The following is a 25335-nucleotide window of genomic DNA, read 5'->3' as shown; positions in this document are numbered from 1 at the left end:
GGAATGAGAGACTCTCCGCGTCCTTCCGCCGAGCCGGATGCTCACGACACGAACCGACGGGAACCCCGTGCACTCCATCGCTCTGATCCCCTGGCTGGATCCCACGACCATCATCGAGGCGGCCGGCCCTTGGGCTCTGCTCGTGGTGTGCTTCATCGTCTTCGCCGAGACGGGGCTGCTGGTCGGTTTCCTCCTTCCCGGCGACACGCTGCTGATCATCTCGGGCCTGCTGACGCACACGAACGAGATCTTCGGCGTCAACATCTGGGTGGTCTCCCTGCTGATCGCCCTCGCGGCGTTCATCGGAGGTGAGGTCGGCTACCTCATCGGCCACAAGGGTGGTCCCGCCGTCTTCGAGCGCAAGGAGTCCGGTCTGTTCAGCCGCAAGAACGTCGAGCGCACGAACGCGTTCTTCGAGCGGTACGGCGGTCTCACGGTCATCCTCGCCCGCTTCGTGCCGATCGTGCGCACCTTCGCCCCGGTCGCGGCCGGCGTCGGCCACATGCCGTGGCGACGGTACAGCCTGTACAACTTCATCGGCGCGATGGTCTGGGGCTTCGGCCTCACGATGGTCGGCTATCTCGTCGGCTACATCCCGTGGGTGGCGCACCTGGTCACCGAGTACATCGACGTGATCCTGCTGGTCGCCGTCGGCGGCACCGCCCTGGTGACCCTCTGGCACTACTTCTCGGAGAAGCGCAAGGTCAAGAAGGAGCTCGCCGCCGGCGAGGCGCCCGCCGTCGACCACGTCGAGGCCGAGGCGATGGCCCTCTCCCCCGAGGTCTTCGACAAGACCCCCGAGATCGGCCACCCGGACGCGGGCGAGACCCCGAAACCGTAGGGACAGACGTCCTCGAAGGAGCCTCCCGACCGCGCGGTCAGGAGGCTTTCTTCTTGGCGGGCGCCTTCTTCGCGGGCGCCTTCTTCGCCGGGCTCTTCGTCGCGGGCGCCTTCTTCGATGCCGGGGAATCGGATGCGGTCTCGCCGCGCGCGGCGCGCGACCGCTCGACACTGGCACGCAGCGCCGCCATGAGGTCGATGACCTCGCCCGATTCCTGCTCCTCGCGTTCCCCGAAGGTCTCCGCGGTGTCGAGCGCATCGCCCTTCTCGAGCTTCGCGTCGATGAGCGTGCGCAGCTCCTGCTGATACTCGTCACCGAATGCCGACGGGTCGAAGTCGCTCGAGAAGCTCTCCACGAGCGACGCCGACAGCTCCAGCTCCTTCGCCGAGATCCGCACCGGTTCGTCGAGCGATGGGAAAGCGGCCTCGCGCACCTCGTCCGACCACAGCAGGGTCTGCAGCACGAGCACGTCGCCGCGCACCCGCAGGGCCGCGAGCCTCGTCTTCTGGCGCAGCGAGAACCGCACGACAGCGGTGCGGTCGGTCTGCTCGAGGGTCTTGCGCAGCAGGACGTACGCCTTCGGCGAGGCCGAATCCGGTTCGAGGTAGTACGCCTTGTCGAGGGTGAGCAGGTCGATCTGGTCGCTCGGCACGAACTCCACGACGTCGATCTCGCGGCTGCGCTCGGAGGGCAGCGCGGCGAAGTCGTCCGAGGTGAGCACCACCGTACGTTCGCCGTCGTCGTACGCCTTGTCGATGTCGGCGTACGGCACGACCTCGCCGTCGATCTCGCAGATGCGCTGGTAGCGGATGCGGCCACCGTCCTTGTTGTGCACCTGGTGCAGCGGCACGTCGTGGTCCTCTGTGGCGGAGTAGACCTTCACCGGCACGTTGACGAGGCCGAACGTCAGTGCGCCCTTCCAGATCGCTCTCATCACACCAGTACACACCGGTCACACCGTCCACCGGTAGTGCCGCTCTCGTCGGCGCCCGTAGGCTTCCCGCATGGCGGCGGACTCGGCGGAGGTGCGGGTGGAGGGCAGGCGCCTGCGCCTGACCAATCTCGACAAGGTCCTCTACCCCGCCACCGGCACCACCAAGGGCGAGGTGATCGACTACTACAGGCGCGTGGCCCCCGCCCTGCTCCCCCCGATCGCCGGACGCCCGGTGACGCGCAAGCGCTGGCCCGAGGGCACCGACCACGAACCGTTCTTCGCGAAGGATCTCGAGCGCGGCGCTCCGGCCTGGATCAGGCGGATGCCGATCGCCCACTCCTCCGGCACGAAGGACTATCCGCTCGTCGAGGACCTGCCCACCCTCCTGCATCTCGCGCAGATCGCGAGCCTCGAACTGCACGTGCCGCAGTGGCGCTTCACCCCCGAGGGCGACCGCGGGGCGCCGGACCGGCTCGTGCTCGACCTGGATCCGGGACCGGGGGTGGGCCTGCCCGAATGCGCCGAGGTCGCCCGGCTCGCCCGCGCCCTGCTGGCCGATGTCGGTCTCGACGCCTATCCGGTGACCAGCGGCAGCAAGGGGATCCACCTGTACGCGCCGCTGGACGGGACGCGCTCCAGCGACGACATCTCGGCCTTCGCGAAGGAGCTGGCCCGCCTGCTGGAAGCCGACCATCCCGACCTCGTCGTCAGCCAGATGGCGAAGGCGGTGCGGGCGGGACGGGTGTTCCTCGACTGGAGCCAGAACAACGGCTCGAAGACCACGATCGCGCCCTACTCGCTGCGGGGACGTCCCGAACCGACCGTCGCCGCACCGCGCACGTGGGACGAGCTGGATGATCCGCACCTGGCGCACCTGCGCTTCGACGAGGTGCTCGCAAGGCTGGCCGCGGGGATCGATCCGCTCCGCGGCCTCACCGCCCTCGCCCTGCCCCTCGACTCGTACCTCGCCAAACGCTCGGCGCACCGCACCCCCGAGCCGATGCCCGAGCGCGACGCGTCCGCTGCTGCCGGCGACGGCGAGCCGCGCTTCGTCGTGCAGGAACATCATGCGCGCCGACTGCACTACGACCTGCGGCTGGAGCGCGACGGCGTGCTCGTGAGCTGGGCGGTGCCGCGCGGCATCCCCGACGACGCCGCCCGCAACCACCTGGCCGTCATGACCGAACCGCATCCGCTGGAGTATCTGACGTTCGCCGGCGAGATCCCCGCCGGGGAGTACGGCGCCGGTCACATGAGCGTCTGGGACCACGGCACGTATCACGCCGAGAAGTGGCGCGCCGACGAGGTCATCTTCACCGCGACGGGTGCGCCGGACGGGCCTCTCGGGACCGGACGGTTCGCGCTCATCCGCACCTCCGGCGACGGCGAGAAGTCGCAGTGGCTCCTGCACCGGATGAAGACGGATGCGGCCCCCGCCGACCGGCGCGCCCGTGCTGCCCCCGCCGAGCCGGTGCCTCCCCCGGGCATCCCGGCCGCCCCGCCGGCACCCATGCTGGCGACGACGGCGACGCCCGCCTACGCCCGCACCCGCGCGGCGGCGTGGGGCGAGCCGTGGGTCGAGTTCAAGTGGGACGGCATCCGCGCCTTCGCCCTGTGGGACGGCTCGTCGCTGCGGCTGCGCGCCCGCTCGGGCACCGACATCACCGAGCGTTATCCCGAGCTGACCGCCGGCGCCGCCGACCTGGGCGCAGCGCCGCTGCTGCTGGACGGCGAGATCGTCGCACTGGACGCGTCGGGGCGACCGAGCTTCCCCCTGCTGCAGCACCGCATCCACCTCACCACGCCGCGGGATATCGCCCGCGCCGCCGAACGCGCCCCGGTGCGCCTTTATCTCTTCGACCTGCTGCAGGCGGGCGGGGACGACGTCACCGGCCGCCCCTTGCGCGAGCGTCGGGCACTGCTCGAGCGGGTCGCCGGGCACGCGGGGCACGGCATCGAGGTGCCGCCGGTCGCCGACGACGTCGACCACGCGCTCGCGACGGCGCGCGCGCTCTCGCTCGAAGGTGTCGTCGTGAAGAGCCCCGGCGGCCGCTACCGACCGGGCGAGCGCAGCGAGGAGTGGCTCAAGGTCAAGCTCACCCGCACGCAGGACGTCGTCATCGCGGGGATCCGGCCGGGCAGGGGCACGCGCGGTGGACAGATCGGTTCTCTCCTGCTGGGGATCCCCGACGCCGACGGCCTGCGCTACGTCGGACGGGTGGGCACCGGGTTCACGGATGCCGAGCTGCGGCGTCTCGGCGATGTGCTCGCGCCCCTGCGTACCGACGAGAACCCGCTGCGGGGTGTTCCCGCCGTGGATGCCCGGGACGCGTTGTGGGTGCGGCCCGAGCTGGTCGGCGAGGTGGAGTACGCCGAGGCGACCCCGAGCGGCGCGCTGCGCCACGCACGGTGGCGCGGTCTGCGCCCGGACGTCTCGCCGGACCGCGTGCGCCCGGAGTGAGGCGGAACCGTCCGCGGCGCCTCAGACGTGCGCGTCGTGCTCGCGATGTCCGGCCGGCTCGAGTTGGATCGTGGAGTGCTCGACGTCGAAGTGATCGGCCAGGCACGACTGCAGACGCGTCAGCAGCGGCCCCGCACCGCGCGCGAGCACAGCCGGGTCGACCACCACGTGCGCGGTGAACACCGGGGCGCCGCGTGTGAGCTGCCACACGTGCACGTCGTGCACGTCGCTCACGCCGTCGGCCGACAGCAGGTGCTCCCGGATCTGGTGCACGTCGGTGCCGCGCGGCGCGGTCTCGGCGAGCACCGACACCACCTCCCGCAGCAGCGTCACCGCCCGCGGCACGATGAGTGCCGCGATCAGCAGCGACGCCAGCGCGTCGGCGGGCAGCCAGCCCGTGGTCGCGATGACGATCGCCGCGACGATCACGAGCGCCGAGCCGAGCAGGTCTCCCAGCACTTCCAGGTAAGCGCCGCGCACGTTGATGCTCGTGCGCTGCGCCGCGCTCAACAGCCACAGCGACACCGCGTTGGCGATGAGACCGACGACCGCGATGACGAGCATCAGACCGCCGTCGACCTCGGCCTCGGTCGGCCGCAGCAGCCGCCCGATGCCTTCGACGGCGATGCCGACCGACAGCCCGATGAGGATGATCGCGTTCACGAGGGCGCCGAACACCTCGGCACGACGGTAGCCGTACGTGTTGCGCGCATCGGCGGGGCGGGCCGCGACGATCGAGGCGATGAGGGCGATCACGAGCGCCGACGCGTCGGCGAACATGTGCGCGGCATCCGCCAGCAGGGCGAGCGATCCGGTGAGCACGCCACCGACGAGCTGCACGACCAGCACCGTGGCGGTGAGGGCGAGCGAGATCGACAGCAGCCGGCGGCTGCCGGCGCCGCGGATGCCGGTGGGAGCGTGGTCGTGCACGCTTCGAGGCTAGGGCGATCGCCCCGTGTCCGGGGCCACGTCGCGCCACTCGGGAACGAGTCTCAGAACGGAACGATTCTCACTCGCGGGTGCGGTCCCGAGCGGACGCGACCGGGATCAGAGTGCCTCGAGCAGGGGCGCCAACGCCGTGAACGCCCGCGCGCGGTGCGAGTCGGCGTTCTTCTCGTCGGCCGACCACTCGCCCACCGTGCGCTCGGCTCCCGCCGGCTGGCCGTTCGGGATGAAGATCGGGTCGTATCCGAATCCCCCACCGCCGGACGCTTCCCGCGCGAGCCGGCCCGGCCAGGTCCCCTCGACGACGGTGTGCGTGCCGTCGGGACGCACGAGGGCGATCGTGGAGACGAACTGCGCGGAGCGGTGCGGGTCGGCGATGTCGGCGAGTTGGTCCAGCAGCAGGTCGAGGTTCGCCCGCGCGTCTTTGCGGTGACCCGCCCAGTAGGCGGAGAACACCCCCGGCGCACCGCCGAGCACGTCCACGCAGATGCCACTGTCGTCGGCGAGGGCGGGGAGTCCCGTGTGGGCGCAAGCCGCGCGCGCCTTGATGAGCGCGTTGTCGGCGAACGTCGTCCCGTCCTCGACCGGCTCGGGGCCGTCGTAGCCGACGACCTCGATGTCGGGGCGCGTCGCGGCGACGATCGCGGCGAACTCCTCGACCTTGTGCGGGTTGTGGGTCGCCAGCACGATGCGCGAAGTCACCGGATCACTCCCCCAGGGCTGAGGTCTGGGCCTCACGCAGGTCGGCGCACCCGGCCACGCCGAGCTCCAGCAGGGCGTCGAGCTCCCGCTTGTCGAAGGGCGCACCTTCCGCGGTGCCCTGCACCTCGACGAAGAGCCCACGGCCGGTGACGACGACGTTCATGTCGGTCTCGGCTCGCACGTCCTCGACGTAGGCGAGGTCGAGCATCGGTGCGCCGTCGATGATGCCGACCGAGACGGCGGCGACCGAATCGATGAGCGCCTTCGCGTTCTTGGGCACGTGCCCCTTCGCGCGACCCCACTCGATCGCGTCGGCGAGGGCCACGTAGGCGCCCGTGATCGCGGCGGTGCGCGTGCCGCCGTCGGCCTGCAGCACGTCGCAGTCGATGACGATCGTGTTCTCGCCGAGGGCCTTCGTGTCGACGACGGCGCGGAGGGCCCGCCCGATGAGACGCGAGATCTCGTGGGTGCGTCCGCCGACCCGGCCCTTGATGGACTCGCGGTCGTTGCGGCTGTTGGTCGCGCGCGGCAGCATCGCGTACTCGGCGGTGACCCAGCCCTTGCCCTTGCCGGTCAGCCAGCGCGGGACTCCCGCGGTGAACGAGGCGGTGCACAGCACCTTGGTGCCGCCGAAGGAGATGAGCGCCGAGCCTTCGGCGTGGGCGCTCCAGCCGCGTTCGATCACGACCGGTCGCAGCTGGTCGGGGGTACGGCCGTCGGCGCGGACGATGTCGGTCATGCGATTCCCTTCGGGAGGTCGATGGCGCCCGTCTGGACGAGGCGCACGGAGTCGACCCCGCGCCCCATGAGGCGGTGCGCGAGGTCGAGGAACTCGTCGGCGGAGGCGCCGGTGGCCTCGTAGACGTGGCGGGGGGCGGCATCCGGGCCCGCGAGAAGGTCGCGGGAGACGAGCTGCCGGTAGACGTCTTTGGCCGTCTCGGTGTCGCTGGAGACGAGGGTGACGCCCTCGCCCATGACGTAGCTGATGGCTCCCTCGAGGAACGGGTAGTGCGTGCAGCCGAGCACGAGCGTGTCGACGGCGGCGTGGCGCAGCGGCGCGAGGTAGTCCTCCGCGACGGCGAGCACCTCGGACGAGCCGGTGACGCCGGCCTCGACGAACTCCACGAAGCGCGGGCACGCCTGCGCGAAGACGGTGAGGCGCGCATCGACGCCGAGCATGTCCTGATACACGCCGGAGCCGATCGTGCCGGCGGTGCCGATGACGCCGATCCGCCCGGAGCGCGTCGCGGACACGGCGGTGCGCACGGCGGGGCCGATGACCTCGACGACGGGGACGTCGTAGCGCTCCCGGGCGTCGCGCAGCACGGCGGCGGATGCGGTGTTGCACGCGATCACGAGCATCTTCACGCCCTCGTCGACGAGCGTGTCGAGCACCTCGAGCGAGTAGCGGCGCACGTCGGCGATGGGCTTGGGGCCGTAGGGCGACCGCGCCGTGTCGCCGATGTAGCGCACCGATTCGCGCGGCAGCAGCTGCGAGACCGCCCGCGCCACCGTGAGCCCACCCACCCCGGAGTCGAAGATGCCGATGGGCGCGTCGTTCACGATCGTCCAGCCTACCCGCCGCCCGCACGCCGTCCCCCCGGTGCGCCGTTCCCACGGCCGATAGGGTGACGACATGGGAGACGCGACCTCGCTGCTGACCGACCGCTACGAACTCACGATGCTCGAGGCGTCGCTGCGCGACGGCACCGGCTCCCGGCGCTGCGTCTTCGAACTGTTCGGACGGCGTCTGCCCGGCGGCCGCCGGTTCGGGGTCGTCGCCGGTACCGGCCGCCTCCTCCAGGCGATCGAGGACTTCCGCTTCGGCGACGACGAGCTGCGGTTCCTCCACGACGAGAAGGTCGTGGATGCCGCCACCCTGGCGTTCCTGGCCGACTACCGATTCACCGGCACGGTCACCGGATATCGCGAGGGCGAGCTCTACTTCCCCGGCTCCCCCGTGCTCACCGTCGAGGCGGGCTTCGCCGAGGGCGTCATCCTCGAGACGGTGGCCCTCAGCATCCTCAACCACGATTCGGCCGTCGCGACCGCGGCGGCGCGCATGTCGATCGCCGCCGGCGACCGGCCGCTCGCCGAAATGGGGTCGCGGCGTGCGCAGGAGCGCTCGGCCGTCGCCGCGGCGCGTGCCGCGCACATCGTCGGATTCGGCGCCACGAGCAATCTCGAGGCCGGGCGCACGTGGGGTGTGCCCACGATGGGCACCGCCGCGCACGCCTGGACCCTGTTGCACGACAGCGAGGAGGACGCCTTCCGCGCCCAGGTCGCCACGCTCGGCACCGGAACGACCCTCCTCGTCGACACGTACGACATCCGACGCGGCGTCGAGACGGCGATCGCGGTCGCCGGCACGGGCCTCGGCGGGGTGCGGCTGGATTCCGGCGACCTGCCCACGGTGGCCGCGTACGTACGGGGGCTGCTCGACGACCTCGGCGCGCACGAGACGAAGATCACCGTCACGAGCGACCTCGACGAGTACGCGATCGCCGCGCTGGCCGCGTCCCCGGTCGACGCGTACGGCGTGGGCACCTCGGTCGTGACGGGCTCGGGCACCCCGACGGCGGGGATGGTCTACAAGCTGGTGGCCCGCCAGGACGACGCGGGATCGTGGGTCTCGGTGGCCAAGGCGTCGACCGACAAGGCGTCGACGGGTGGCCGCAAAGCCGCGTTCCGCACGCTCGAGCGCGGCACCGCGACGAGCGAGCTCATCGTCGTCTCGGACGGCTTCGAAGAGGTCGACGACGCCGCCTCCCACCCCGATGCACGGGCCCTGCAGGTGCCGCTGGTCACCGAGGGTGAGACCGACGCCGCCCATGTCGGCGCGGCGGGCGTGCAGGCGGCCCGCACCCATCACGCACAGGTGCGCGAAGAACTGCCCATCCGGGCGCTGGCCCTCAGCAAGGGCGACCCGGCGCTGCCGACGGTGTTCGTCGATCGGGCGTGAGTGCGCTCAGCCCTGCAGGGACTCGTAGATCTCTTTGCAGGCGGGACACACCGGGAACTTCTCCGGGTCGCGCCCGGGCGTCCACTTCTTGCCGCACAGGGCGCGCACCGGCTTGCCGGTGATGGCCGATTCGAGGATCTTCTCCTTGCGCACGTAATGCGAGAAGCGCTCGTGATCACCCGGCTCGATCTGCTCTTCGCGCAGCAGCTCCTCGAGCTCGCGGTCGAGGGTGGCGACGCCCCCCTGGTCGGGGCTGTCCAGCGGGGTGCTCATGGACGACGAGTCTACCCGCGCGTGCCGACGTCGGATCGGCGTCGGTCAGGTCGACTCGACGAACTCCATGAGCTTGCCCGACCGCATCCGGAACACGACCCCGCCGAGCGCGATGCCGAGGGCCAGGACGACGACCCCCGTACCGAGGCCGGTCCACAGCGTCGCCCAGGATGCGTCGACGTCGCCGCCGAGCGCGAGCCACCCGCCCCACAGCGTGGGGGCGCTCAGGACGATCGCCGCGACCAGGACGACGCCCTGCGCGAGGCCCCCGCCCGTGCGCTGCGGCTGCTGGAAGGCGCCGTCGCCGGGACGGGAGGCGGCGTACGGCGCGAGCACCGAGGAGACGCAGCTCAGCCCCAGCCCGGTGAGGAACAGGCTCGCGCACACCCCGACCAGCGCCGGCCACACCGACCATTGGCCGTGCAGCGCGACCGCCACCGGGATCGTCACCGCCAGCAGCGGCACCGCCAGCAGGACGATCGGCACGAGGCGGCCGGCCCGATCGGCGGCGCCGCGCACCGAGGCCGCCACGTGCAGCCACAGCGCCGTGGAGTCGTAGGCGAGGTCGTTGTGGGGAAGCCAGCCGAGGAACAGGGCCATCAGCGGCACCGGCACGAGCACGGCCACCGGGATCGGAACGCCCACGACCAGCAACGGCACCATCGTGATCACCGCCGCGATCGGCACGATGACGATGTTGACGAGGTATCGGGGGTCGCGCAGCCAGTAGGTGAGGCTGCGCGCCGCGATGACGCCGGTCGCGGTGCCCGGCATCACCGCGAACCACCCGAGCCCGCGCCGCCCGCGCTGGGCGAGCGGCCGCTCGATGGTCGTGAGCAGACGCCGCACGAGCCAGACCCACAGGCCGAGCAGCAGCAGCGGCGTGGCCAGCGCGATGAGCAGTTCGACCACGAAGGCACCGCCCAGCCCGACAGCGCCCGCGGGGAGCGCCCAGGCCGCTCCGAGCGGAGTGACGGCGAGGACCTCGACCGCCGCGACCAGGGGCACGGGCACGCCGTCGCCCCACTGCAGCGACGCGAGGAAGACGACGACCGGCAGCGCGATCACCAGCACGCCGACGAGGAACAGTCCGGTCAGTTCGCGGGAGCGCCGCTCGCGCAGCACGAGCGCCGACACGGCGAACGCGACGCGGCTCAGCAGCACGCAGGTCACCACGGCGAGGACGGCCGAGAGCACCGCCACGACGCCGTCGACGCCGTGTGCGGTCCACATGAGCGCGGACGCGACGGCGCCGACGACGAGGGCGAGGACCGGCACGCTGACGAACGCCGCCGGCAGCAGCGCGAACGCGAGCGGTGCGGGCTCGGCTCCGAACACGCCGAACCGGCGCGGATCGAGGAGATCGTCGGCACCGACCACGAGCGGCGCGATGAGGAACCCGAGCGCGACGGCGGCGCCCGCGACGACCGTCACGACCATCGCCGTCTCGTCGGCGGCGCCGCGCAGCCGCAGCAGCCCCCAGCTGACGAGGACGGCGAGAGCCGCCAGCCCGAGCGCGGACAGGACGCCGCGGGCACGACGCCGTCCGTCGCCGCGCAGGGCGCCGAGCAGCAGATCGAACCTCAGCCGGAGAACGTGTGCAGCCATTCCAGGCCCTCCACGTCGGCGGCGCCGCCGGTGAGTTCGAGGAACCGCTCCTCCAGCGTGCGTCCGCCGCGCACCTCGTCGACCGTGCCCGCCGCCAGCACCCGACCGGCGACGATGACGGCCACGCCCTGACACACCCGCTCGACGAGGTCCATGCCGTGGCTGGAGAGGATCACCGTGCCGCCGTGGGCGACGTAGGCGGAGAGGATGTCGAGGATGACGGCGCTGGAGACCGGGTCGACGGACTCGAACGGCTCGTCCAGCACCAGTACGCGCGGCGAATGGATCATCGCCCCGGCGAGCATGACCTTCTTCGTCATCCCCGCGGAGTAGTCGGACACGGGCCGCGCGAGCGCGCTCTCGAGGTCGAACGCCCGCGCCAGATCGGCCGTGCGGCTCTCCACGACGGCCGACTTCAGTCCGCGCAGCACGCCGTAATAGTGGAGGAGCTGCCGCCCGGTGAGCCGATCGAAGGTGCGCAGGCGGTCGGGGAGCACTCCCATGAGGCGTTTCGCCCCGGCGGGGTCGGAGGTCAGGTCGTGCCCGGCGACGCTGATCGTGCCGGCGTCGGCGCGCAGGAGGCCCGTTATCATCGACAGGGTGGTCGTCTTGCCGGCGCCGTTCGGGCCGACGAGCCCGTAGAACGTGCCGGCAGGCACGGTCAGATCGACACCGTCGACGGCGACGGCGTCGCCGAAGGTCTTCACGAGGCCGCGCACGTGGACCGCGGACGCCGCGACGTCCGCATCGGCACCCGGATCGGCGAGGTCATCGAGCAGTTCATCGGCGAGGGTCTCGGCGGCATCGTGGGCGGACGAGGCCTCGGCGGGAGCGTCGGATTCCGGCTCGACGACGTCGGGCTCCGGCTCGAGGACGAACTCGGAATCCGGTGCGACGACGGCCTCGGACTCGGGTTCCGCGAAGACGTCGGGCTCCGGCTCGGGAACGATGTCGGGCTCGGGTTCGACGAGGACCTCGACCTCGGGGCTGACGGCCTCGACCTGGGGTTCGGCGACGACGTCGGGCGCCGGGTCCGCGACGGCCTCGGGCGTGGCCACCTCATCCGGTTCGGTCGTGGTCGCCGGGACGCTCGTGGCCGGATCTTCACGTTCGTCCGGGAGCTCCGCCTCGACCGGCACGGCGATTGGCGCCACCCGCTTGGCGCGTGAGGGACGCTTGCGCGGCGCACGCGCGGGACGCGGCGGGACGGGAGCGGGCTCCTCGGCGAGGGGCGCGACATCCGGCACCTGATCCGCGCTCGGCGCCTCCGACTGTGCGGGTGTCGCGAGAGCGGCGGCGACGGCGGCGGCGTCGACCGCGGGCTTCGGCGGAAGCACGGGAGTCTCCGTCCCGTCCGCCGCCGAGACGACGGCCGTCGCCTCCGGCGCCGGGGGCGCGGCGGGACGGCGGGGTGGGCGCTTCGGACGCGGCTTGCGCGGCGCGCGGGCGGCCACCGGCTTAGGCGTCGCCGCGGGTGCGACGTCATCCGGCAGCGGCGGGACCGGCGGCAGGTCGCGCACCTCGGATGCGGCATCCTCCGCCGACCGCTCCGGCAGCGGCGGGGGCGTGATCGTGCGCACGACGCGGATCGGCTCCGAGTCGTCCTGCGGGGCGGGGAGTGCGGCGGTCACCGGTCCAACGTAGCAAGTCGATCGGGCCCCACGCCCGGCCGGGCGACACTTCTGCGCACATTCCCCGCCACGGGCCGCCAGGTCACGAATCGGCAACTACCGGGCACTTTCCGAATGTTCCCAGCCACCCCCTGGCTAACATGAACAACGGCACGAAGTGGTGTCCATTCGTCAAACCGACAGTGAACAACTTCACCCAGGAGCTTTCCCCATGACTCTTCAGACCGTCATCCTCGCGGCCGGAATGGGCTCACGCCTGGGGCGCAGCCTGCCCAAGCCCCTCACCGAACTCAACGACGGCCGCTCGATCATGCGCCAGCAGCACGACAACATCCGTGCCGCCTTCGGCAAGAGCGCCCGCATCACCACCGTCGTCGGCTACCGCGCCGAGACCATCGTCGAGGCGTTCCCCCACGTCGACTACGTGTACAACGACCGCTACGACCAGACCAACACCTCCAAGAGCCTGCTGCGCGCCCTCGCGGCGACCGGCAAGAGCGGCGTGCTCTGGATGAACGGCGACGTCGTCTTCGACCCGCGCGTGCTCGGCCGCGCGATCGACCTCATCGAGCGCGACCAGTCGTTCGTCACCGTCAACACCGCGAAGGTCAGCGACGAAGAGGTCAAGTACACCGTCGACGCGGACGGCTTCATCAAGGAGCTCTCCAAGACCGTGCGCGGCGGCATCGGAGAGGCCGTGGGCATCAACTACATCTCGGCCGCCGACAAGAAGGCCTTCATCGCCCAGCTCGGGCGCGTCGACGACCAGGACTACTTCGAGCGCGGTCTCGAGCTCGCGATCGCCGAGAACGGCCTGCGCCTGGCACCGCTGGACATCTCCGACCTGTACGCCGTCGAGGTCGACTTCGCCGAAGACCTCGAGCGCGCCAACCTCTTCGTCTGACCCGGATGCCGACGGCGCGTCACAGCGCGCGCCCAGCGGCCCTGCCTAGGATCGAGCCGACATGGCGAAGGTCCACCGCATCCACTCCCTCCCGGACGACTCCCCCTGGACGGGCGGACTCCCTCCGGAGGGCTCGAGTGAGCATCCCCTCGGCATCCGAGCGCTCGACCGCGTGCTCGCGGTGCAGCGTCCCGCCGTCGTCGCGCATCTGCGCAGCATCCGCCTGCGTCACCCCGACGCCACGACAGCGCAGATCGTGCGGATGCTGGAGCGCCGGTATCTGACCGCCGTGACGACCGGCGGCGCCGCCGTCGGGGCCACCGCGGTCGTCCCGGGTATCGGCACCGGCGTGACCCTGGCCCTCAGCGGAGTGGAGACGGTCGGATTCCTGGAGGCGACGGCGCTCTATGCGCAGTCGCTCGCCGAGCTGCACGGCATCCGCGTCGAGGACCCGGATCGTGCGCGGGCGCTCGTGCTGACGCTCATGCTCGGCAAGGAGGGCGTCGATCTCGTCTCGCAGCTGGCGCGGCAGGCCTCGGGGTCGGGCGCGACCCGCTCCGCGTACTGGGGCGATCTCGTCACGAAGTCGCTGCCGCGCGCCGCCGTCGGGCCGCTCGTCGACCGGCTGAAGGCCGTGTTCCTCAAGCGCTTCGCGGCCGCCGGCGGCGCCTCCGTGCTCGGCAAGGCCCTGCCCTTCGGCATCGGTGCCGCCGTCGGCGGCACCGGCAATCACCTGCTCGGGCGCCGCGTCGTCGTCGGTGCGCATCGCGCGTTCGGACTGCCCCCGATCACGTACCCCGCCGAACTAGAGCCCAAGCCGGGTGCCGCCCGCCTGGAGCACTCGGCGGTGCGCGCGGTGCGCCGCGCGGGCGGGGCGATCGCCGGCACCGGGCGACGCGCGGCCGCGGCATTGCCGGGCCGACGCGCAGCCCGCGGCGGCGAGGCCGACACCGAGACGTCCGACGACCGAGGAGAGTGATCCCATGGGGATCTTCCAGCAACGACCCGAGGAGCCGACGGAGTGGGCGGGGCTGCCGTCCGAACCGTGGGAGCCGCGCACCCCTTCCGAAGTGCTCGCGGATGCCGGCGACGACGATCTGGGGCTGTTCGCGGCCGGCGCCTCGGTGTCGGTGCCGATCGAACTGCGCGAGGAGCTGCTCACCGAGACGCTCGGCGAGGACTGTACCGAGGACGGCACCGCCACGCGCTGAGGTCGCCACCCGCGCGCCGACGTCACCGCCGCGCGCCGTCGACACTCTGCGCCCCGGTCACCGCGTGAGGTCCTACCATCGGAGGATGGACAGCACCGTGGCGTGTCTGGCGGAATGGATGCCGCGCCAGCGCTGGTACTCGGCGACGGGCACCCGGCCGCATCTACGCGTGGCGGCGGTGCACGACCTGGAGTCCCCCGATCCCGCGGCGCGGGTGCTCGTCCACGTCGTCGTCGACGAGGCGGCCGACCCGGTGGTCGTGTACCAGGTGCCGATCGTGGCACGTCCGACGGCTGCGGTCGTCGCCGCCGAGAACGTCGTCGGGCGCCTGGCGGACGGCACGACGCTCGTCGACGGCCCACACGACCGCGCCTACCAGGATGCCGTCAGCACACGGTTGCTGCCCGGTGTCTCCGCCGCGGCCACGGTGCTCGCCGGCGAACAGTCGAACACGTCGGTGATCTACGCCCCGGCCGGTGGCGTTCCGATCATCGCGAAGGTGTTCCGCCGCCTCCAGCCGGGCGTGAACCCCGACGTGGAGGTGCAGACGGCACTCGGCGCGGCCGGCTCGTCGCACGTGCCGCGTGTCGTCGGCCATCTCGAGACCATGTGGCGGCCAGGTGTCGACGGCCCGGATGAACGCGGTGCCGCGGTCTTCGCGCAGGAGTACTTCCCCGACGTCGAGGACGCCTGGCGCGTCGCGCTCGTGGCGGCGACGGCCGGGACGCCGTTCACCTCGCAGGCGCATGCCCTCGGGGCCGCCACCGCCGACGTGCACGCCGACCTCGCGCGGCTGTTCCCGATCGCCGCCGCCGACGACGCGCAGCGCGCCGCCATCCGCGCGGCGTGGGACCGGCGTCTGCGCATCGCGATGGCCGAGGTGCCGGAGCTGGCGGCACACCGGGACGCCGTCGACGCCGTCTACACGCGTGCCACTCGGATCGCCTGGCCACCGCTGCAGCGCATCCACGGCGACTTCCACCTCGGGCAGGTGCTGCAGGTGCCGGGCCGCGGCTGGGTGCTGCTGGATTTCGAGGGCGAGCCGCTGCGTCCGATCGCGGAGCGTCGCGCACCGGATGCCGCCGCCCGCGACGTCGCCGGGATGCTCCGCTCGTTCGACTACATCGCCGGCGCCCTTCCCGAGGTCCCTGCGGTCGAGGAGTGGGCGCTCAGCGCGCGGCGCGCGTTCCTCGGCGGCTACGAGGATCGCTCCGGCACACCGGCGACCGGGCCGCTGCTGGACGCGTTCGAACTCGACAAAGCGGTCTACGAGGCCATCTACGAGGCCCGCAACCGCCCCGACTGGATCGCCATCCCGCTGGCCGCCGTCGAACGCCTCGCACGGCGGGGGCAGACCTCAGGCTGAGGCGACGTCGTCGGCGAGTTCGGCCTCGTCGGCGTCGTCCTCGTCGTCGACCGTGCGGGCATGGCACTGCTCCCACTCGGCCATGAGCCGGTCGATCGCGGCGTGGAATCGCGCGGTGGCAGCGCCCGGCGCGGTGTCGCCGAAGTAGTGCCGCACCCATCCGGCGAGGCGGCCCTGCGCCTCCGGATCGGAGAGCACCCGCTCGACGGCGGCGAGGATCTCCCCCGCCCCGGCCGAGGTCAGCCACTCCGCGTCCGAGAGGTAGCCGTGGGTGTCGACGATCGCGGCCGGGTCGGCGGGCCGGGTGACCATGAGCGGCTTGTCGGCGGCGAGGCGGTCGTAGACCATCGCCGAGATGTCGACGACGGCGACGTCGGCAGCGGCCAATTGCCACCCCAGCTCGGGACCGTCGTCGTACACATGCCGGGCGGTCGGGTCGGCGGCGTTCGCGGCGGCGATGGCCGCGACGATGCGCTTGTTCGCGGCGCCGTACTCCGCGTCGACGACCCCCGATCGCGGATGCGGCCGGTAGACGAGGCGGTGCGCGGGCGAGGCGAGCACGGCGGCGGCGAGGGCTTCGCCGTGGGTGCGGATAGACCCGTAGTGCGCGGAGGGACGATCCCCCTCCCACGTCGGCGCATAGAGCACGACGGTGCGCTCGTCGGGGGCGTACGGCAGCGTGCCGGAGTAGTGGTCTGCCTGTGGACGACCGATCGGGATCGTGCGGGCGTCGAGGTCGTACCCCCACAGCACCCGGGCGAGACGCTCGCGGGCGGCGTCACCGGCGATCAGGGCGTAGTCGTACGCCTTGAACTGGTTGGTCGTCATGTACATCTTGTCGGACTCGCCGTGGTTGATGAACACGTGCCAGCGGCGCCCGTATCGGAACATCTGGAAGTTGCGCGTGTTCTGGTTCACGTAGAGCACGACGCGGATGTCCTGGTCGACGATGAAACGCTCGAGGTCGCGCACCGTCGGCACGAACGCGACCGGGAGTGCCGCGTCGTCGAGCAGCGCACGCGCGCCGGTGGCGCTGCGGCTGAGCACGACGACGGGCTGGATCTTCGCGAGCTCCGCCAGGGGGCGATACCACTGGCGCATCTGATACATGTTGACGGCGCCGTCGGCGAAGTACACCGCGACGCGGTAGTGGTGCGACGGATGCCGCGGGCTCTCGCCGAGCCTGCGACGCACGTCCTGCACGGCCGATCGACTCGCGATCGCCTTGCGCACGAGCGCTCCTGCTTTGCGTGCGTCCGCGACGATTCCCATCCCGCCAGTTTACCGAGCACGTCCGGGAGCGCCCGGCGTGCGAGGATCGAGGGATGCACGACGAGCACCCCTCCTCACGGGATGCGCCCGTCCCCGCGGCGGGTTCGGGCGTGACGTTCGTCATGCCGGTGCTCAACGAGAGCGCCTACCTCGCCCGCTCCGTCCGAGCCGTGCTCGCGCAGGAGTTCGACGGACCGCGCGAGGTGATCCTCGCCCTGGCGCCGTCCGGCGACGGCACGAATGCGCTCGCTGCGGAGCTCGCGGCGACCGATCCGCGTGTGCGGCTCGTCGACAATCCCGCCGCCGACATCCCGGTGGGCCTCAACCTGGCGATCCGGGCGGGGCGCTACCCCACGGTCGTGCGCGTCGACGCGCACTCCGAACTCGACGCCGGCTACACCGCGCGCGCCCTCGACACCCTCGCGCGGGTGAAGGCGGCCAACGTCGGCGGCGTCATGCGCGCCGATGGGCGCACGCCCTTCCAGCGCGCCGTGGCGCGCGCCTACAACTCCCCCGTCGGCCTCGGCGGCGGTGCGTACCACGGGTCCCGCGCAGAGGGCCCGGCCGAGTCGGCCTATCTCGGCGTGATGCGGCGCGCCGTCCTCGAGGAGGTGGGGCTGTTCGACGAGTCGATCCGCCGCGGCGAGGACTGGGAGCTGAACCTGCGCATCCGCGCCGCCGGCTACCGGGTCTGGTTCGACCCGGAACTGTCGGTGACTTACTGGCCCCGCGAGAGCTGGAGCCGGCTCGTGCGGCAGTTCCATGCGACCGGAACGTGGCGCGGCGAGCTGGTCCGACGCTTCGGCCGCCGCAACTCGCTGCGCTTCTTCGCCCCGCCGCTGCTGGTCGTCGCGCTCGCAGCCGCCGTCGTCGTCGGCGCCCTGCAGGCGGTCGGAGTGCTCGCCGGGCCTGCGGCGCTGATCTCCTCGCTGGTCTATCTTCCGCTGCTCGCCTACGTCGTCCTGCTGATCGCGATCGCCGCGGGGCGGGGAGGCGGCACGGGCTGGCGGGATCGGTTGTGGACGCTCGCCGTCGTGCCCTCGATGCACCTGCCGTGGGGCGTCGGGTTCCTGGGCGGCATCCTGCGCGGCGCGCACGGGACGGTCGACACGTCGCGACTGTCGCGCAACACCCCGCTCCCCTGATCCGCGCGGCGGGTTCGGCACAAGGCGCTCAGCGGCCCGGGAATCAGCGGTCGAGGAATCCCTGGTCGAGGATGCGCGCCACGACGCGCTCGGCCGCACGCCCGTCGTCTCGGGCGTTGAAGCGGGCGCGCCACTGCGCGTAGCGCTCGGAGAAGCGCCCTACCGTGCCCTCATCGGCCAGCGCGGACTCCAGCTCCTCCTGCGTCGCCACGACCGGGCCGGGGGCACGCTCGTCGAGATCGAAGTAGAAGCCGCGCAGGTCGCCTCGGTAGTGCGCGACGTCGGGGACGAAGAAGTACACCGGACGCCCCGTGACGGTGAAGTCGAACATGACCGACGAGTAGTCGGTGATGAGCGCATCGGCGACCAGCAGCAGTCGGGCGATGTCGGGGTAGGCGGTGACGTCGACGACCCGCGGGCCGGTGGCGGAGGTCCCGGACACGTCCTCCCCCGGCGCGAGTGTCCGCGAATGCCCGCGTACGAGCACGACGGCGTCCGCTCGCGCGGCGAGCCGCTCGAGGTCGAGGAAGTCGACCATCGTCTGGCGGTCGTCACGCCAGGTCGGCGCGTACAGCAGCACGCGCTCGTCGGCGCCGATGCCGAGCGCGGCCCGCACCGGAGCGGGATCGCCGGTCAGCAGAACGTCGTTGCGGGGGTACCCCTCGACCCAGAGCGGCCGGCCGATGAACGCGTACGCCCGGCGCAGCATGCGCGCGGCGTAGGGGTTCTGGGCGAGCAGCACGTCCCAGCGGCGGGACTCCCGGACGATGGCGACGGCACGTCGAGGGTCGAAGCCGGGGCGGTGCAGCGCCAGCCGCTTCAACGGCGTGCCGTGCCAGGTCTGCAGCACGCGTTGGCCCGAGCGGCGCACGAACCGCCGGCGCAGCCAGTCGTTGACCACGAGCAGTCGCGCGGTGCTGCGCGCCCGCCACCACGCGTGCGATCCTTCGACGACGGGCACCGCGCCGGCGGGCACCGCGACGGAGAGGTCGACGACGCTCCAGTACCGGGTGACGGCGGGGGCGACGCGCGCGATCTCGCGGTCGAGCGCGAGCGGATTGCAGCTCGCATTGCGCCCGTAGAAGCTCTCGAAGAACACCGCGTTCTCCAGCGGCTCGGTGCGCGCCGCGTACGTCGCCTCGGCGGCCTTCTGCCCGGCGGACGACATCGTCTCGGCGTCGACCGGAGGGTCGACGCGCACGACACCCTCCTCCAGCCCGGCCCGCACACCGGCGAGCAGGCGTACCGGGACCACGTCGGCGATGGTGGTCCCCGTCCCGTCGGCGCCGCGCAGGTCGAGTCGATAGTCCCCCGTCGGCAGTGGCAACGTCGGTCCCCCGTACCGTGCCGCGGCGAGCGGCACGCTCACCGTCCAGGTCTCGCCGTCGACGTCGATGGCCCCGTCGACGTGCGCACGGGCACCGCGAAGGGTCGCGGTGGCCGGCGCGTCCCCCGTTCCGCTGAGCACGAGGACGTCGGGGACGCCGTCGGCGGCGGTGGCGAAGCGAGCGGTCATCGTCCTGCCTTCGGGGCGGGGCGGCGCGAGAGGCCGCCGAGGATCGCGCGGTAGACGCGCGCGGTGTTGTCGCCGTCGCGGAACGCGTGCACGCGCGCGTCGAGCGCCCGCGCGTGCGCGACCCGGCGCGCGTGCTCGTCGGCATCCGTGAGCACGCGTTCCAGCTGCGCGACAGCGGCCGGCCAGTCGGACGCGGCCGGCGTGCCGGCCACCTCGTCGAAGGTGCCGTAGAACCCGCGGTCGGCGGCGTACGCGGCGAGGTCGGGGGCGAGCAGCACCGTCGGAAGCGGCACGAGCGAGGCGTCGAACACGAGGGAGGAGTAGTCGGTGACGAGCACGTCGAACGCGGGCAGCAGCGGTGTGACGTCGGCGACGACGTCGCTGCCCAGCAGGCGCACCCGGGGCGACGACGTACGGTACTCCCCGGCGCCGAGCGGGTGCGAGCGCACCCAGAGCGTCGCGTCGGTGTGCTCCAGCAGCGCGTCGATGCGTTCCCAGTCCGACGTCGACGGGACGGCCGGATCGGCGGCGCCGTCGCGCCACGTCGGTGCGTAGAGGACCGCGCGCGAGGAGGCGTCGGATGTGCCGCCGAGCTCGTGGAGGCGATCCCGCGCACGGGCGCGGCGCTCCTCGGGCGTGCCGCGGGAGAGCACGTCGACGCGCGGCTCGCCGGTCACGGGCACGCGCGCGTCGGGCAGCGCGAATGCCGATTCGAGACGCCCGCGCACGAGGTGCGACGCGGCCGGGAGCAGCGAGATGCGGCGCTGCGTGCGACGGTAGAGGCGCCGCAGCAGCGGCTCGGTGAGGCGCGGCAGCAGCGGGCTGCGTGTCGTCACCGGCGAGTCGAGCCCGATGCGCTTGAGCGGGATGCCGTGCCACAGCTGCACGACGAACGCCCCGGCCGCACCGTACCGGTTGGCGTCGCCGAAGCCGTGCGTCACGACGACCACGCGGGCGCGCGTGGTCGCCCAGAACCCGCGCAGCGAATCGCGGCGGACGGTCGGGATGCCGCGCGCGGCGGCGACGGCGTCCTGCGCGTCGTCGGCCGTCAGCCAGACCGCGCGCGCGCCGTGCGTGTCGACGGCGCACTCCCACAGCGCGAGCGCGCCGTCGGCGACCCCGACGGCGCAGCCGAAGACCCAGCGGTCGCGGGTGCGCGGCACGATCAGGGTGACCAGGCGCCCCGCGGCGTAGAGCGGGATCCGCGCGAGCTTGGCGACGTTGCCCGCGCCGAACGAGAAGGACGCCACCCTGCGAGCCTATCGCGGGGTGGCGTCCTGTCCGTCAGCGCCGAAACCGGCGCGGCGATGTCACTGGTCGAGCGTGCCGAGCGTCACGTCGGTCGAGGCGGCCTTGCCGTCGCGGGTGTAGACGACCTTCGCGTCGCTGCCGCCGGCGAGGGCGCGCACCTGCGCGGTGAGGTCGGTGGCGTCGGTGATCGGGTACCCGTTGAACTCGGTGACGACGTCGCCCTTCTTCAGGCCGGCCTCGGCGGCCGCGCCGCCCGCGGTGACCTCGCTGATGTAGGCGCCGCTGGTGGTGGCGTCCTCCTGCGCGGCGGCGTCGCCGACCATCGCGCCGAGCAGACCGTGCGTGGCCTCGCCGTTCGCGATGATCTCGTCGGTGACGCGCTCGACGACGCTCGACGGGATCGAGAAGCCGACGCCGATGGAGCCGGACTGGCTGCCGCTGGAGGATCCGCCGGCCGACGCGATGGCGACGTTGATGCCGATCAGCTTGCCGTCGCCGTCGACGAGCGCGCCACCCGAGTTGCCCGGGTTGATGGCGGCGTCGGTCTGGATGACGGCGATCGAGATGCTGCCCTGCGACGTGGACTGCTGCTGCTCGCCCTGGCCGAAGTCGAACTGGAAGGGCGACTGGCCCTGGCCCTGCTCCTGCTCGTCGCCGTCTTCGCTCTGCGTGTCGGGCGCGGCGGAGGAGGCGATCTGGATCGAGCGGTTCAGCGCGCTCACGATTCCGGTGGTGACGGTGTTCGACAGGCCCAGGGGCGCGCCGATCGCGACGGTCTGGTCTCCCACGTTGAGCTTCGTCGAGTCGCCGAACTCCACCGGGGTGAGTCCCGACGCGTCGGTGAGCTTGATGACGGCGAGGTCGTATGTCGGGTCGGTGCCGACGATCGTCGCCGCGTACACCTTGCCGTCCGAGGTGGTGACGCTGAGCTTGGCGTCGCCGGTCGCGCCGTCGAGGGTCACGACGTGCGTGTTGGTGACGACGTACCCGTCGTCGGTGAGCACGACGCCCGAGCCGGTGCCGCCCGACGAGCCGTCGGACGCGCTGATGGTGACCACGCTCGGCGTGACCTTCGCCGCGATCGCGGTCGTCGCGTTCACCTTGTCGGTGTCGTTGACGGTGACCGTCGTCGGTCCCGCCGTGACGACGGAACCGGCCGTCGGGAACAGCGAAGCCCCGGCCGCGGCACCGCCGATCCCGGCGGCGCCGCCGACGAGGGCGGCGGCGACGAGGATCGCGACGATCTTGCCGGCGCCGACCTTGCCCGAGTTCTCCTCGGCGGTCTGGGCGGGCGCCTTCGGCGCCGTCCCGAACGCGTTCGTCGACGCGTAGGGCTGCGTGGGCTGGGTGTGGTGGTACGCGGGCGCGAGCGGCGCGGTGTACGGCGCGTAGTCGTGCACGGGGGCCGCGGGGGCGGCATCCACCGGTGTCTGCGCGGCAGGCAGCGGCGGGCGGGGCGGGATGGCGCCGTCCGAGGCGGCGGGCTGTGCGGCAGGGGTCGGCGACGGCTGCACGGCGGGGTCGCCGGCGGCGGCGGACTCGTCGCGGGGGGTGTTGTCGGTGTCGCTCATGACTGCTCCTTCTCTCAAGGCCCCTTCAGGATGCCCAGCGATTCTGTGCGTTTCTTATGGCGAAACCGCGACCAGCCTATGCGTGTAGCCTGAGCGCGATGAGCGAGATCCCCGGTGCCTGGCGCCGTGCCGCAGGGGGTGCGGGACTGCTCGCCGCGGACGGAAGCGCCGCGCCCACGATCTTCGCGGAGATGAGTGCGCTGGCCGCCGCGACCGGGGCCGTCAACCTCGGGCAGGGTTTCCCCGATGAGGACGGCCCGGCCGAGGTGCTCGCCGCCGCGCGCGAGGCGATCTGCGAGGGGATGAACCAGTACCCTCCGGGGCGCGGCGTCCCCGATCTGCTGCAGGCGATCGCGGAGCACCAGCGGCGGTTCTACGGCCTGCGCATCGATCCGCAGCGCGAGGTGCTGGTCACGGCGGGAGCCACCGAGGCGCTCGCGGCGACGCTGCTGGCCCTCCTCGGCGGTCCGGATGACGAGGTCGTCGTCTTCGAGCCGTACTACGACGCGTACGCCGCCGTCGCCGCCCTGGCGGGAGCACGTCTGGTGACCGTGCCGCTGCGCTTCCCCGATTTCCAGCCCGATCTCGACGACCTGCGGCGGGCGGTCACCGATCGCACCCGCATCATCCTCGTCAACGACCCGCACAACCCCACCGGCGCCGTCTTCACCGCGCCGGTGCGGGAGGAGATCGTGCGGCTCGCCGACCGGCACGATGCCGTCATCGTCACCGACGAGGTGTACGAGCACCTCGTCTTCGACGGCGATCACGTGCCGATCGCGACGCTGCCGGGGGCGTGGGAGCGCACGGTCACGATCTCGTCGGGCGGCAAGACCTTCGCGACGACGGGATGGAAGATCGGCTGGCTGACCGCGCCGGCGGCGCTCGTGGATGCCGTGCTCGCCGTGAAGCAGTGGCTGACGTATGTCAACGGCGCCCCGTTCCAGCCGGCGATCGCGACGGGGCTGCGGCTCCCGGACCCCGTGTTCGCGCGCATCGGCGCCGAGTTGCGCGCCAAACGCGACCTCCTGGGCACGGGACTGAGCGCGGCCGGGTTCGACGTGTCGGTACCGGCGGGCACCTACTTCACCGTGGCGGACGCCGGCCCGCTGCTGCGGCACGGCGAGGACGCCGCGGACTTCTGCCGTTCGCTCCCCGCACGGGCGGGCGTCGTCGCCATCCCGCTGACGGCCTTCGCGTCCCCCGCCCGCCGCGCGGAGTATGCGCACCTCGTCCGCTTCGCCGCCTGCAAGAGGCGCGACGTGATCGCCGAAGCGTCCGCGCGGCTCGCCGCGCTGCGCGGGTGACCGCGCGGCTGCCAGAGCAGAGCGCTCCGCGCGATCAGTCGCGCGGCGCCACCCGGAACCGCCGCAGCGCGAGCGCCGGATTGACCCGTCGCACCCGGTCGACGACGGCGGGGTCCACCCAGGCGACGGCGACGTCTGTCGCCGTCCCCACACCGGCCACCTCGGTCCCGGTGGGGTCGACGATGAGCGACGCACCCACCCCGAGCGGCGGCGGGTGGTCGGCGGCCGCGACGTAGAGCGTGTTCTCGATCGCGCGCGCGTGCAGCAGGGTATGCCAGTGGTGCTCCTTGAGAGGTCCCCGCACCCACTCGGCCGCGACGAGGATGACGTGCGCGCCACTGTCGGCGAGCACGCGGGCCACCTCGGGGAAGCGCAGGTCGTAGCAGGTCATGAGGGCGAACCGGATGCCGTCGATCTCGAACGTCTCCGGCGCCGCGATCGCGCCCGGCTCCACCCAGTCGGACTCGCGCTGACCGAACGCGTCGTAGAGGTGCAGCTTGCGATAGGCCGCGACGACCCCCGAGGCGTCGACGGCGACGACGGTGTTGCGCACGCGCGCGGCATCCGCGGCCCGTTCGAGCAGCCCCGCGACGACCACGACCTCGTGGGCGGCCGCCAGCTCGCGCAGCCGCCGCGTGAACGGGCCGTCGAGCTCTTCGGCGTGGGCGGCGAGGGACGCGTCGAACGGGTCGACGAAGTAGCTCGCGTATTCCGGAAGCAGCACGACCCGCGCCCCACGCCGCGCCGCGGTCGCGACGAGCTCTTCCACGGCCGCGAGATTGCCCTCACGGTCCGCCGACGGCGCGAACTGGGCGACGGCGACGCCGAGCGCCGCCGCGCTCACGAGGCGCTCCGGCGACGGGCACGCAGGATCAACGGGATGCCGATCCACAGCACGACCAGCAGGGCCCCCAGCACGACAGCAGCTGTGACGGCCGCGTCGGCTGCCACGACGACGTCGAAGACGAACGAGACGACACCGACGAGCAGGGCGGCCACCGTCACGAGCGAGGTCACCAACGCGGCGTGCCCGTACGCGACGACCGCGCTCTTCGCCTTCGCACGGAACAGGAGCCGGTGCAGCGCCACCGGCGCGAGCGCGACGATCGCGCTCAGCGCCGCCAGCACGATCAGCACGAGGTAGAAGGTGCGCTGGTCCGCGTCGAGGTCGGCGAACGCGGGCTGGAAGGCGAGTGCCAGCAGGAAGCCGGTGAGGATCTGCGTACCGGTCTGCAGCACCCGAAGCTCCTGCAGGATCTCGTTCCAGTTGCGGTCGGCGCGCTCGTTCTCGGTCTCGTCGCGTCCGTCCGGGGCGGCATCCGGCACGGAATCGTCGCCTCGATCACGGGGGCGGCGGGCGTCGGACATGCCCTCATCCTCGCCCGCGCGCACCTCGTGTCGCAACCGCCCGAAATCCGTGCTAGGCTATCTTCTT

23 protein-coding genes are annotated in these 25335 nt (G+C 72.4%); 9 read left to right on the top strand and 14 right to left on the bottom strand.

Going from position 1 to position 25335, the window contains the following annotated elements:
- The first annotated feature begins 67 nt into the window (after positions 1-67).
- The gene (locus C7474_RS06320; protein ID WP_121059294.1) at positions 68-841 is read left to right on the top strand and encodes a DedA family protein; all 774 of its coding nucleotides are present in this window, start codon (positions 68-70) and stop codon (positions 839-841) included.
- A 37-nt stretch (positions 842-878) separates the two neighbouring features.
- Here the strand turns inward: C7474_RS06320 and ku are convergent, their stop codons facing one another.
- The gene (gene ku / locus C7474_RS06315) at positions 879-1775 is read right to left on the bottom strand and encodes a non-homologous end joining protein Ku (protein ID WP_121058132.1); all 897 of its coding nucleotides are present in this window, start codon (positions 1773-1775) and stop codon (positions 879-881) included.
- Between the two features lie 70 nt (positions 1776-1845).
- Here ku and C7474_RS06310 point away from each other — a divergent pair, with 70 nt between their 5' ends.
- On the top strand, positions 1846-4236 hold the full coding sequence (locus C7474_RS06310; RefSeq protein WP_121058130.1) for an ATP-dependent DNA ligase: 2391 nt from the start codon (positions 1846-1848) through the stop codon (positions 4234-4236).
- Between the two features lie 21 nt (positions 4237-4257).
- Here the strand turns inward: C7474_RS06310 and C7474_RS06305 are convergent, their stop codons facing one another.
- The 4 genes from C7474_RS06305 to murI all read right to left on the bottom strand — a co-directional run bounded on the left by C7474_RS06305 (position 4258) and on the right by murI (position 7446).
- Complete coding sequence (locus tag C7474_RS06305) at positions 4258-5166, bottom strand: cation diffusion facilitator family transporter (RefSeq protein WP_121058129.1); 909 nt, start codon at positions 5164-5166, stop codon at positions 4258-4260.
- A gap of 117 nt (positions 5167-5283) precedes the next feature.
- Entirely contained in the window at positions 5284-5883 is a 600-nt protein-coding gene (gene rdgB / locus C7474_RS06300) for an RdgB/HAM1 family non-canonical purine NTP pyrophosphatase (protein WP_121058128.1), read from the bottom strand.
- 4 nt (positions 5884-5887) lie between these two features.
- Positions 5888-6622 (bottom strand): ribonuclease PH, encoded by a 735-nt coding sequence (gene rph / locus C7474_RS06295; RefSeq protein ID WP_121058127.1) that lies wholly within the window; start codon positions 6620-6622, stop codon positions 5888-5890.
- Entirely contained in the window at positions 6619-7446 is an 828-nt protein-coding gene (gene murI / locus C7474_RS06290; protein ID WP_121058126.1) for a glutamate racemase, read from the bottom strand. Before murI ends, rph begins: the two co-directional genes overlap by 4 nt.
- 73 nt (positions 7447-7519) lie before the next feature.
- Here murI and C7474_RS06285 point away from each other — a divergent pair, with 73 nt between their 5' ends.
- Positions 7520-8845 (top strand): nicotinate phosphoribosyltransferase, encoded by a 1326-nt coding sequence (locus tag C7474_RS06285; RefSeq protein ID WP_121058125.1) that lies wholly within the window; start codon positions 7520-7522, stop codon positions 8843-8845.
- 6 nt (positions 8846-8851) lie between these two features.
- Here C7474_RS06285 and C7474_RS06280 read toward each other — a convergent pair whose 3' ends face one another.
- The 3 genes from C7474_RS06280 to C7474_RS15440 are packed head-to-tail and all read right to left on the bottom strand — an operon-like array spanning position 8852 to position 12357.
- Entirely contained in the window at positions 8852-9118 is a 267-nt protein-coding gene (locus C7474_RS06280) for a DUF3039 domain-containing protein (RefSeq protein ID WP_121058124.1), read from the bottom strand.
- A 45-nt stretch (positions 9119-9163) separates the two neighbouring features.
- Positions 9164-10726 carry a hypothetical protein gene (locus tag C7474_RS06275; protein WP_121058123.1) on the bottom strand — a complete coding sequence of 521 codons (1563 nt, stop codon included), beginning with the start codon at positions 10724-10726 and terminating at the stop codon, positions 9164-9166.
- Positions 10702-12357 (bottom strand): ATP-binding cassette domain-containing protein, encoded by a 1656-nt coding sequence (locus tag C7474_RS15440; RefSeq protein WP_338418397.1) that lies wholly within the window; start codon positions 12355-12357, stop codon positions 10702-10704. The genes C7474_RS06275 and C7474_RS15440 overlap by 25 nt, the downstream gene beginning before the upstream one ends.
- A gap of 211 nt (positions 12358-12568) precedes the next feature.
- Between C7474_RS15440 and C7474_RS06265 the strand changes: the two genes are divergently transcribed.
- The 4 genes from C7474_RS06265 (at position 12569) to C7474_RS06250 (ending at position 15838) form a co-directional block, all read left to right on the top strand.
- The gene (locus C7474_RS06265; protein ID WP_121058122.1) at positions 12569-13261 is read left to right on the top strand and encodes a phosphocholine cytidylyltransferase family protein; all 693 of its coding nucleotides are present in this window, start codon (positions 12569-12571) and stop codon (positions 13259-13261) included.
- Positions 13262-13322: 61 nt separating this feature from the next.
- On the top strand, positions 13323-14240 hold the full coding sequence (locus C7474_RS06260) for a globin family protein (protein WP_121058121.1): 918 nt from the start codon (positions 13323-13325) through the stop codon (positions 14238-14240).
- Between the two features lie 4 nt (positions 14241-14244).
- Positions 14245-14472 carry a hypothetical protein gene (locus C7474_RS06255; RefSeq protein ID WP_121058120.1) on the top strand — a complete coding sequence of 76 codons (228 nt, stop codon included), beginning with the start codon at positions 14245-14247 and terminating at the stop codon, positions 14470-14472.
- A gap of 85 nt (positions 14473-14557) precedes the next feature.
- Positions 14558-15838 carry a maltokinase N-terminal cap-like domain-containing protein gene (locus tag C7474_RS06250; protein ID WP_121058119.1) on the top strand — a complete coding sequence of 427 codons (1281 nt, stop codon included), beginning with the start codon at positions 14558-14560 and terminating at the stop codon, positions 15836-15838.
- On the opposite strand, the gene C7474_RS06245 is transcribed toward C7474_RS06250, so the two are convergent.
- Positions 15830-17110, bottom strand: a complete 1281-nt coding sequence (locus C7474_RS06245; protein ID WP_121058118.1) for a CDP-glycerol glycerophosphotransferase family protein — start codon at positions 17108-17110, stop codon at positions 15830-15832. The genes C7474_RS06250 and C7474_RS06245 overlap by 9 nt on opposite strands.
- A 53-nt stretch (positions 17111-17163) precedes the next feature.
- Between C7474_RS06245 and C7474_RS06240 the strand changes: the two genes are divergently transcribed.
- Positions 17164-18255 carry a glycosyltransferase family 2 protein gene (locus tag C7474_RS06240; protein WP_121058117.1) on the top strand — a complete coding sequence of 364 codons (1092 nt, stop codon included), beginning with the start codon at positions 17164-17166 and terminating at the stop codon, positions 18253-18255.
- A 43-nt stretch (positions 18256-18298) separates the two neighbouring features.
- Here C7474_RS06240 and C7474_RS06235 read toward each other — a convergent pair whose 3' ends face one another.
- From C7474_RS06235 to C7474_RS06225, 3 genes are read right to left on the bottom strand one after another with little or no spacing between them, the layout of a single operon-like run.
- Entirely contained in the window at positions 18299-19771 is a 1473-nt protein-coding gene (locus C7474_RS06235) for a CDP-glycerol glycerophosphotransferase family protein (protein ID WP_121058116.1), read from the bottom strand.
- Positions 19768-21021 (bottom strand): CDP-glycerol glycerophosphotransferase family protein, encoded by a 1254-nt coding sequence (locus tag C7474_RS06230; protein WP_121058115.1) that lies wholly within the window; start codon positions 21019-21021, stop codon positions 19768-19770. The genes C7474_RS06235 and C7474_RS06230 overlap by 4 nt, the downstream gene beginning before the upstream one ends.
- Before the next feature lie 60 nt (positions 21022-21081).
- A complete protein-coding gene (locus C7474_RS06225; protein WP_121058114.1) occupies positions 21082-22593 on the bottom strand; it encodes a S1C family serine protease in 1512 nt (503 codons plus the stop codon).
- A 98-nt stretch (positions 22594-22691) separates the two neighbouring features.
- On the opposite strand from C7474_RS06225, the gene C7474_RS06220 reads away from it, so the two are divergent.
- Positions 22692-23900 carry an aminotransferase class I/II-fold pyridoxal phosphate-dependent enzyme gene (locus C7474_RS06220; RefSeq protein ID WP_121058113.1) on the top strand — a complete coding sequence of 403 codons (1209 nt, stop codon included), beginning with the start codon at positions 22692-22694 and terminating at the stop codon, positions 23898-23900.
- A gap of 34 nt (positions 23901-23934) precedes the next feature.
- On the opposite strand, the gene C7474_RS06215 is transcribed toward C7474_RS06220, so the two are convergent.
- Positions 23935-24744, bottom strand: coding sequence for a carbon-nitrogen hydrolase family protein (locus C7474_RS06215; protein WP_121058112.1), 810 nt, complete (start codon positions 24742-24744; stop codon positions 23935-23937).
- A complete protein-coding gene (locus tag C7474_RS06210; RefSeq protein WP_121058111.1) occupies positions 24741-25268 on the bottom strand; it encodes a DUF6328 family protein in 528 nt (175 codons plus the stop codon). Before C7474_RS06210 ends, C7474_RS06215 begins: the two co-directional genes overlap by 4 nt.
- Positions 25269-25335 lie beyond the last annotated feature (67 nt).

The organism is Microbacterium telephonicum, assembly GCF_003651225.1.
GTDB lineage: Bacteria > Actinomycetota > Actinomycetes > Actinomycetales > Microbacteriaceae > Microbacterium > Microbacterium telephonicum.
Note: the sequence above shows the minus strand (reverse complement) of the source record. Positions and strands in the feature narration are given on the sequence as shown.

Coding starts and splice junctions, on each gene's coding strand:
- ku (WP_121058132.1), bottom strand. CDS start 1,775: ATGAGAGCGATCTGGAAGGGCGCACTGACGTTCGGCCTCGTCAACGTG.
- C7474_RS06310 (WP_121058130.1), top strand. CDS start 1,846: ATGGCGGCGGACTCGGCGGAGGTGCGGGTGGAGGGCAGGCGCCTGCGC.
- rph (WP_121058127.1), bottom strand. CDS start 6,622: ATGACCGACATCGTCCGCGCCGACGGCCGTACCCCCGACCAGCTGCGA.
- C7474_RS06285 (WP_121058125.1), top strand. CDS start 7,520: ATGGGAGACGCGACCTCGCTGCTGACCGACCGCTACGAACTCACGATG.
- C7474_RS06280 (WP_121058124.1), bottom strand. CDS start 9,118: ATGAGCACCCCGCTGGACAGCCCCGACCAGGGGGGCGTCGCCACCCTC.
- C7474_RS06275 (WP_121058123.1), bottom strand. CDS start 10,726: ATGGCTGCACACGTTCTCCGGCTGAGGTTCGATCTGCTGCTCGGCGCC.
- C7474_RS06265 (WP_121058122.1), top strand. CDS start 12,569: ATGACTCTTCAGACCGTCATCCTCGCGGCCGGAATGGGCTCACGCCTG.
- C7474_RS06260 (WP_121058121.1), top strand. CDS start 13,323: ATGGCGAAGGTCCACCGCATCCACTCCCTCCCGGACGACTCCCCCTGG.
- C7474_RS06255 (WP_121058120.1), top strand. CDS start 14,245: ATGGGGATCTTCCAGCAACGACCCGAGGAGCCGACGGAGTGGGCGGGG.
- C7474_RS06250 (WP_121058119.1), top strand. CDS start 14,558: ATGGACAGCACCGTGGCGTGTCTGGCGGAATGGATGCCGCGCCAGCGC.
- C7474_RS06245 (WP_121058118.1), bottom strand. CDS start 17,110: ATGGGAATCGTCGCGGACGCACGCAAAGCAGGAGCGCTCGTGCGCAAG.
- C7474_RS06240 (WP_121058117.1), top strand. CDS start 17,164: ATGCACGACGAGCACCCCTCCTCACGGGATGCGCCCGTCCCCGCGGCG.
- C7474_RS06235 (WP_121058116.1), bottom strand. CDS start 19,771: ATGACCGCTCGCTTCGCCACCGCCGCCGACGGCGTCCCCGACGTCCTC.
- C7474_RS06225 (WP_121058114.1), bottom strand. CDS start 22,593: ATGAGCGACACCGACAACACCCCCCGCGACGAGTCCGCCGCCGCCGGC.
- C7474_RS06220 (WP_121058113.1), top strand. CDS start 22,692: ATGAGCGAGATCCCCGGTGCCTGGCGCCGTGCCGCAGGGGGTGCGGGA.
- C7474_RS06210 (WP_121058111.1), bottom strand. CDS start 25,268: ATGTCCGACGCCCGCCGCCCCCGTGATCGAGGCGACGATTCCGTGCCG.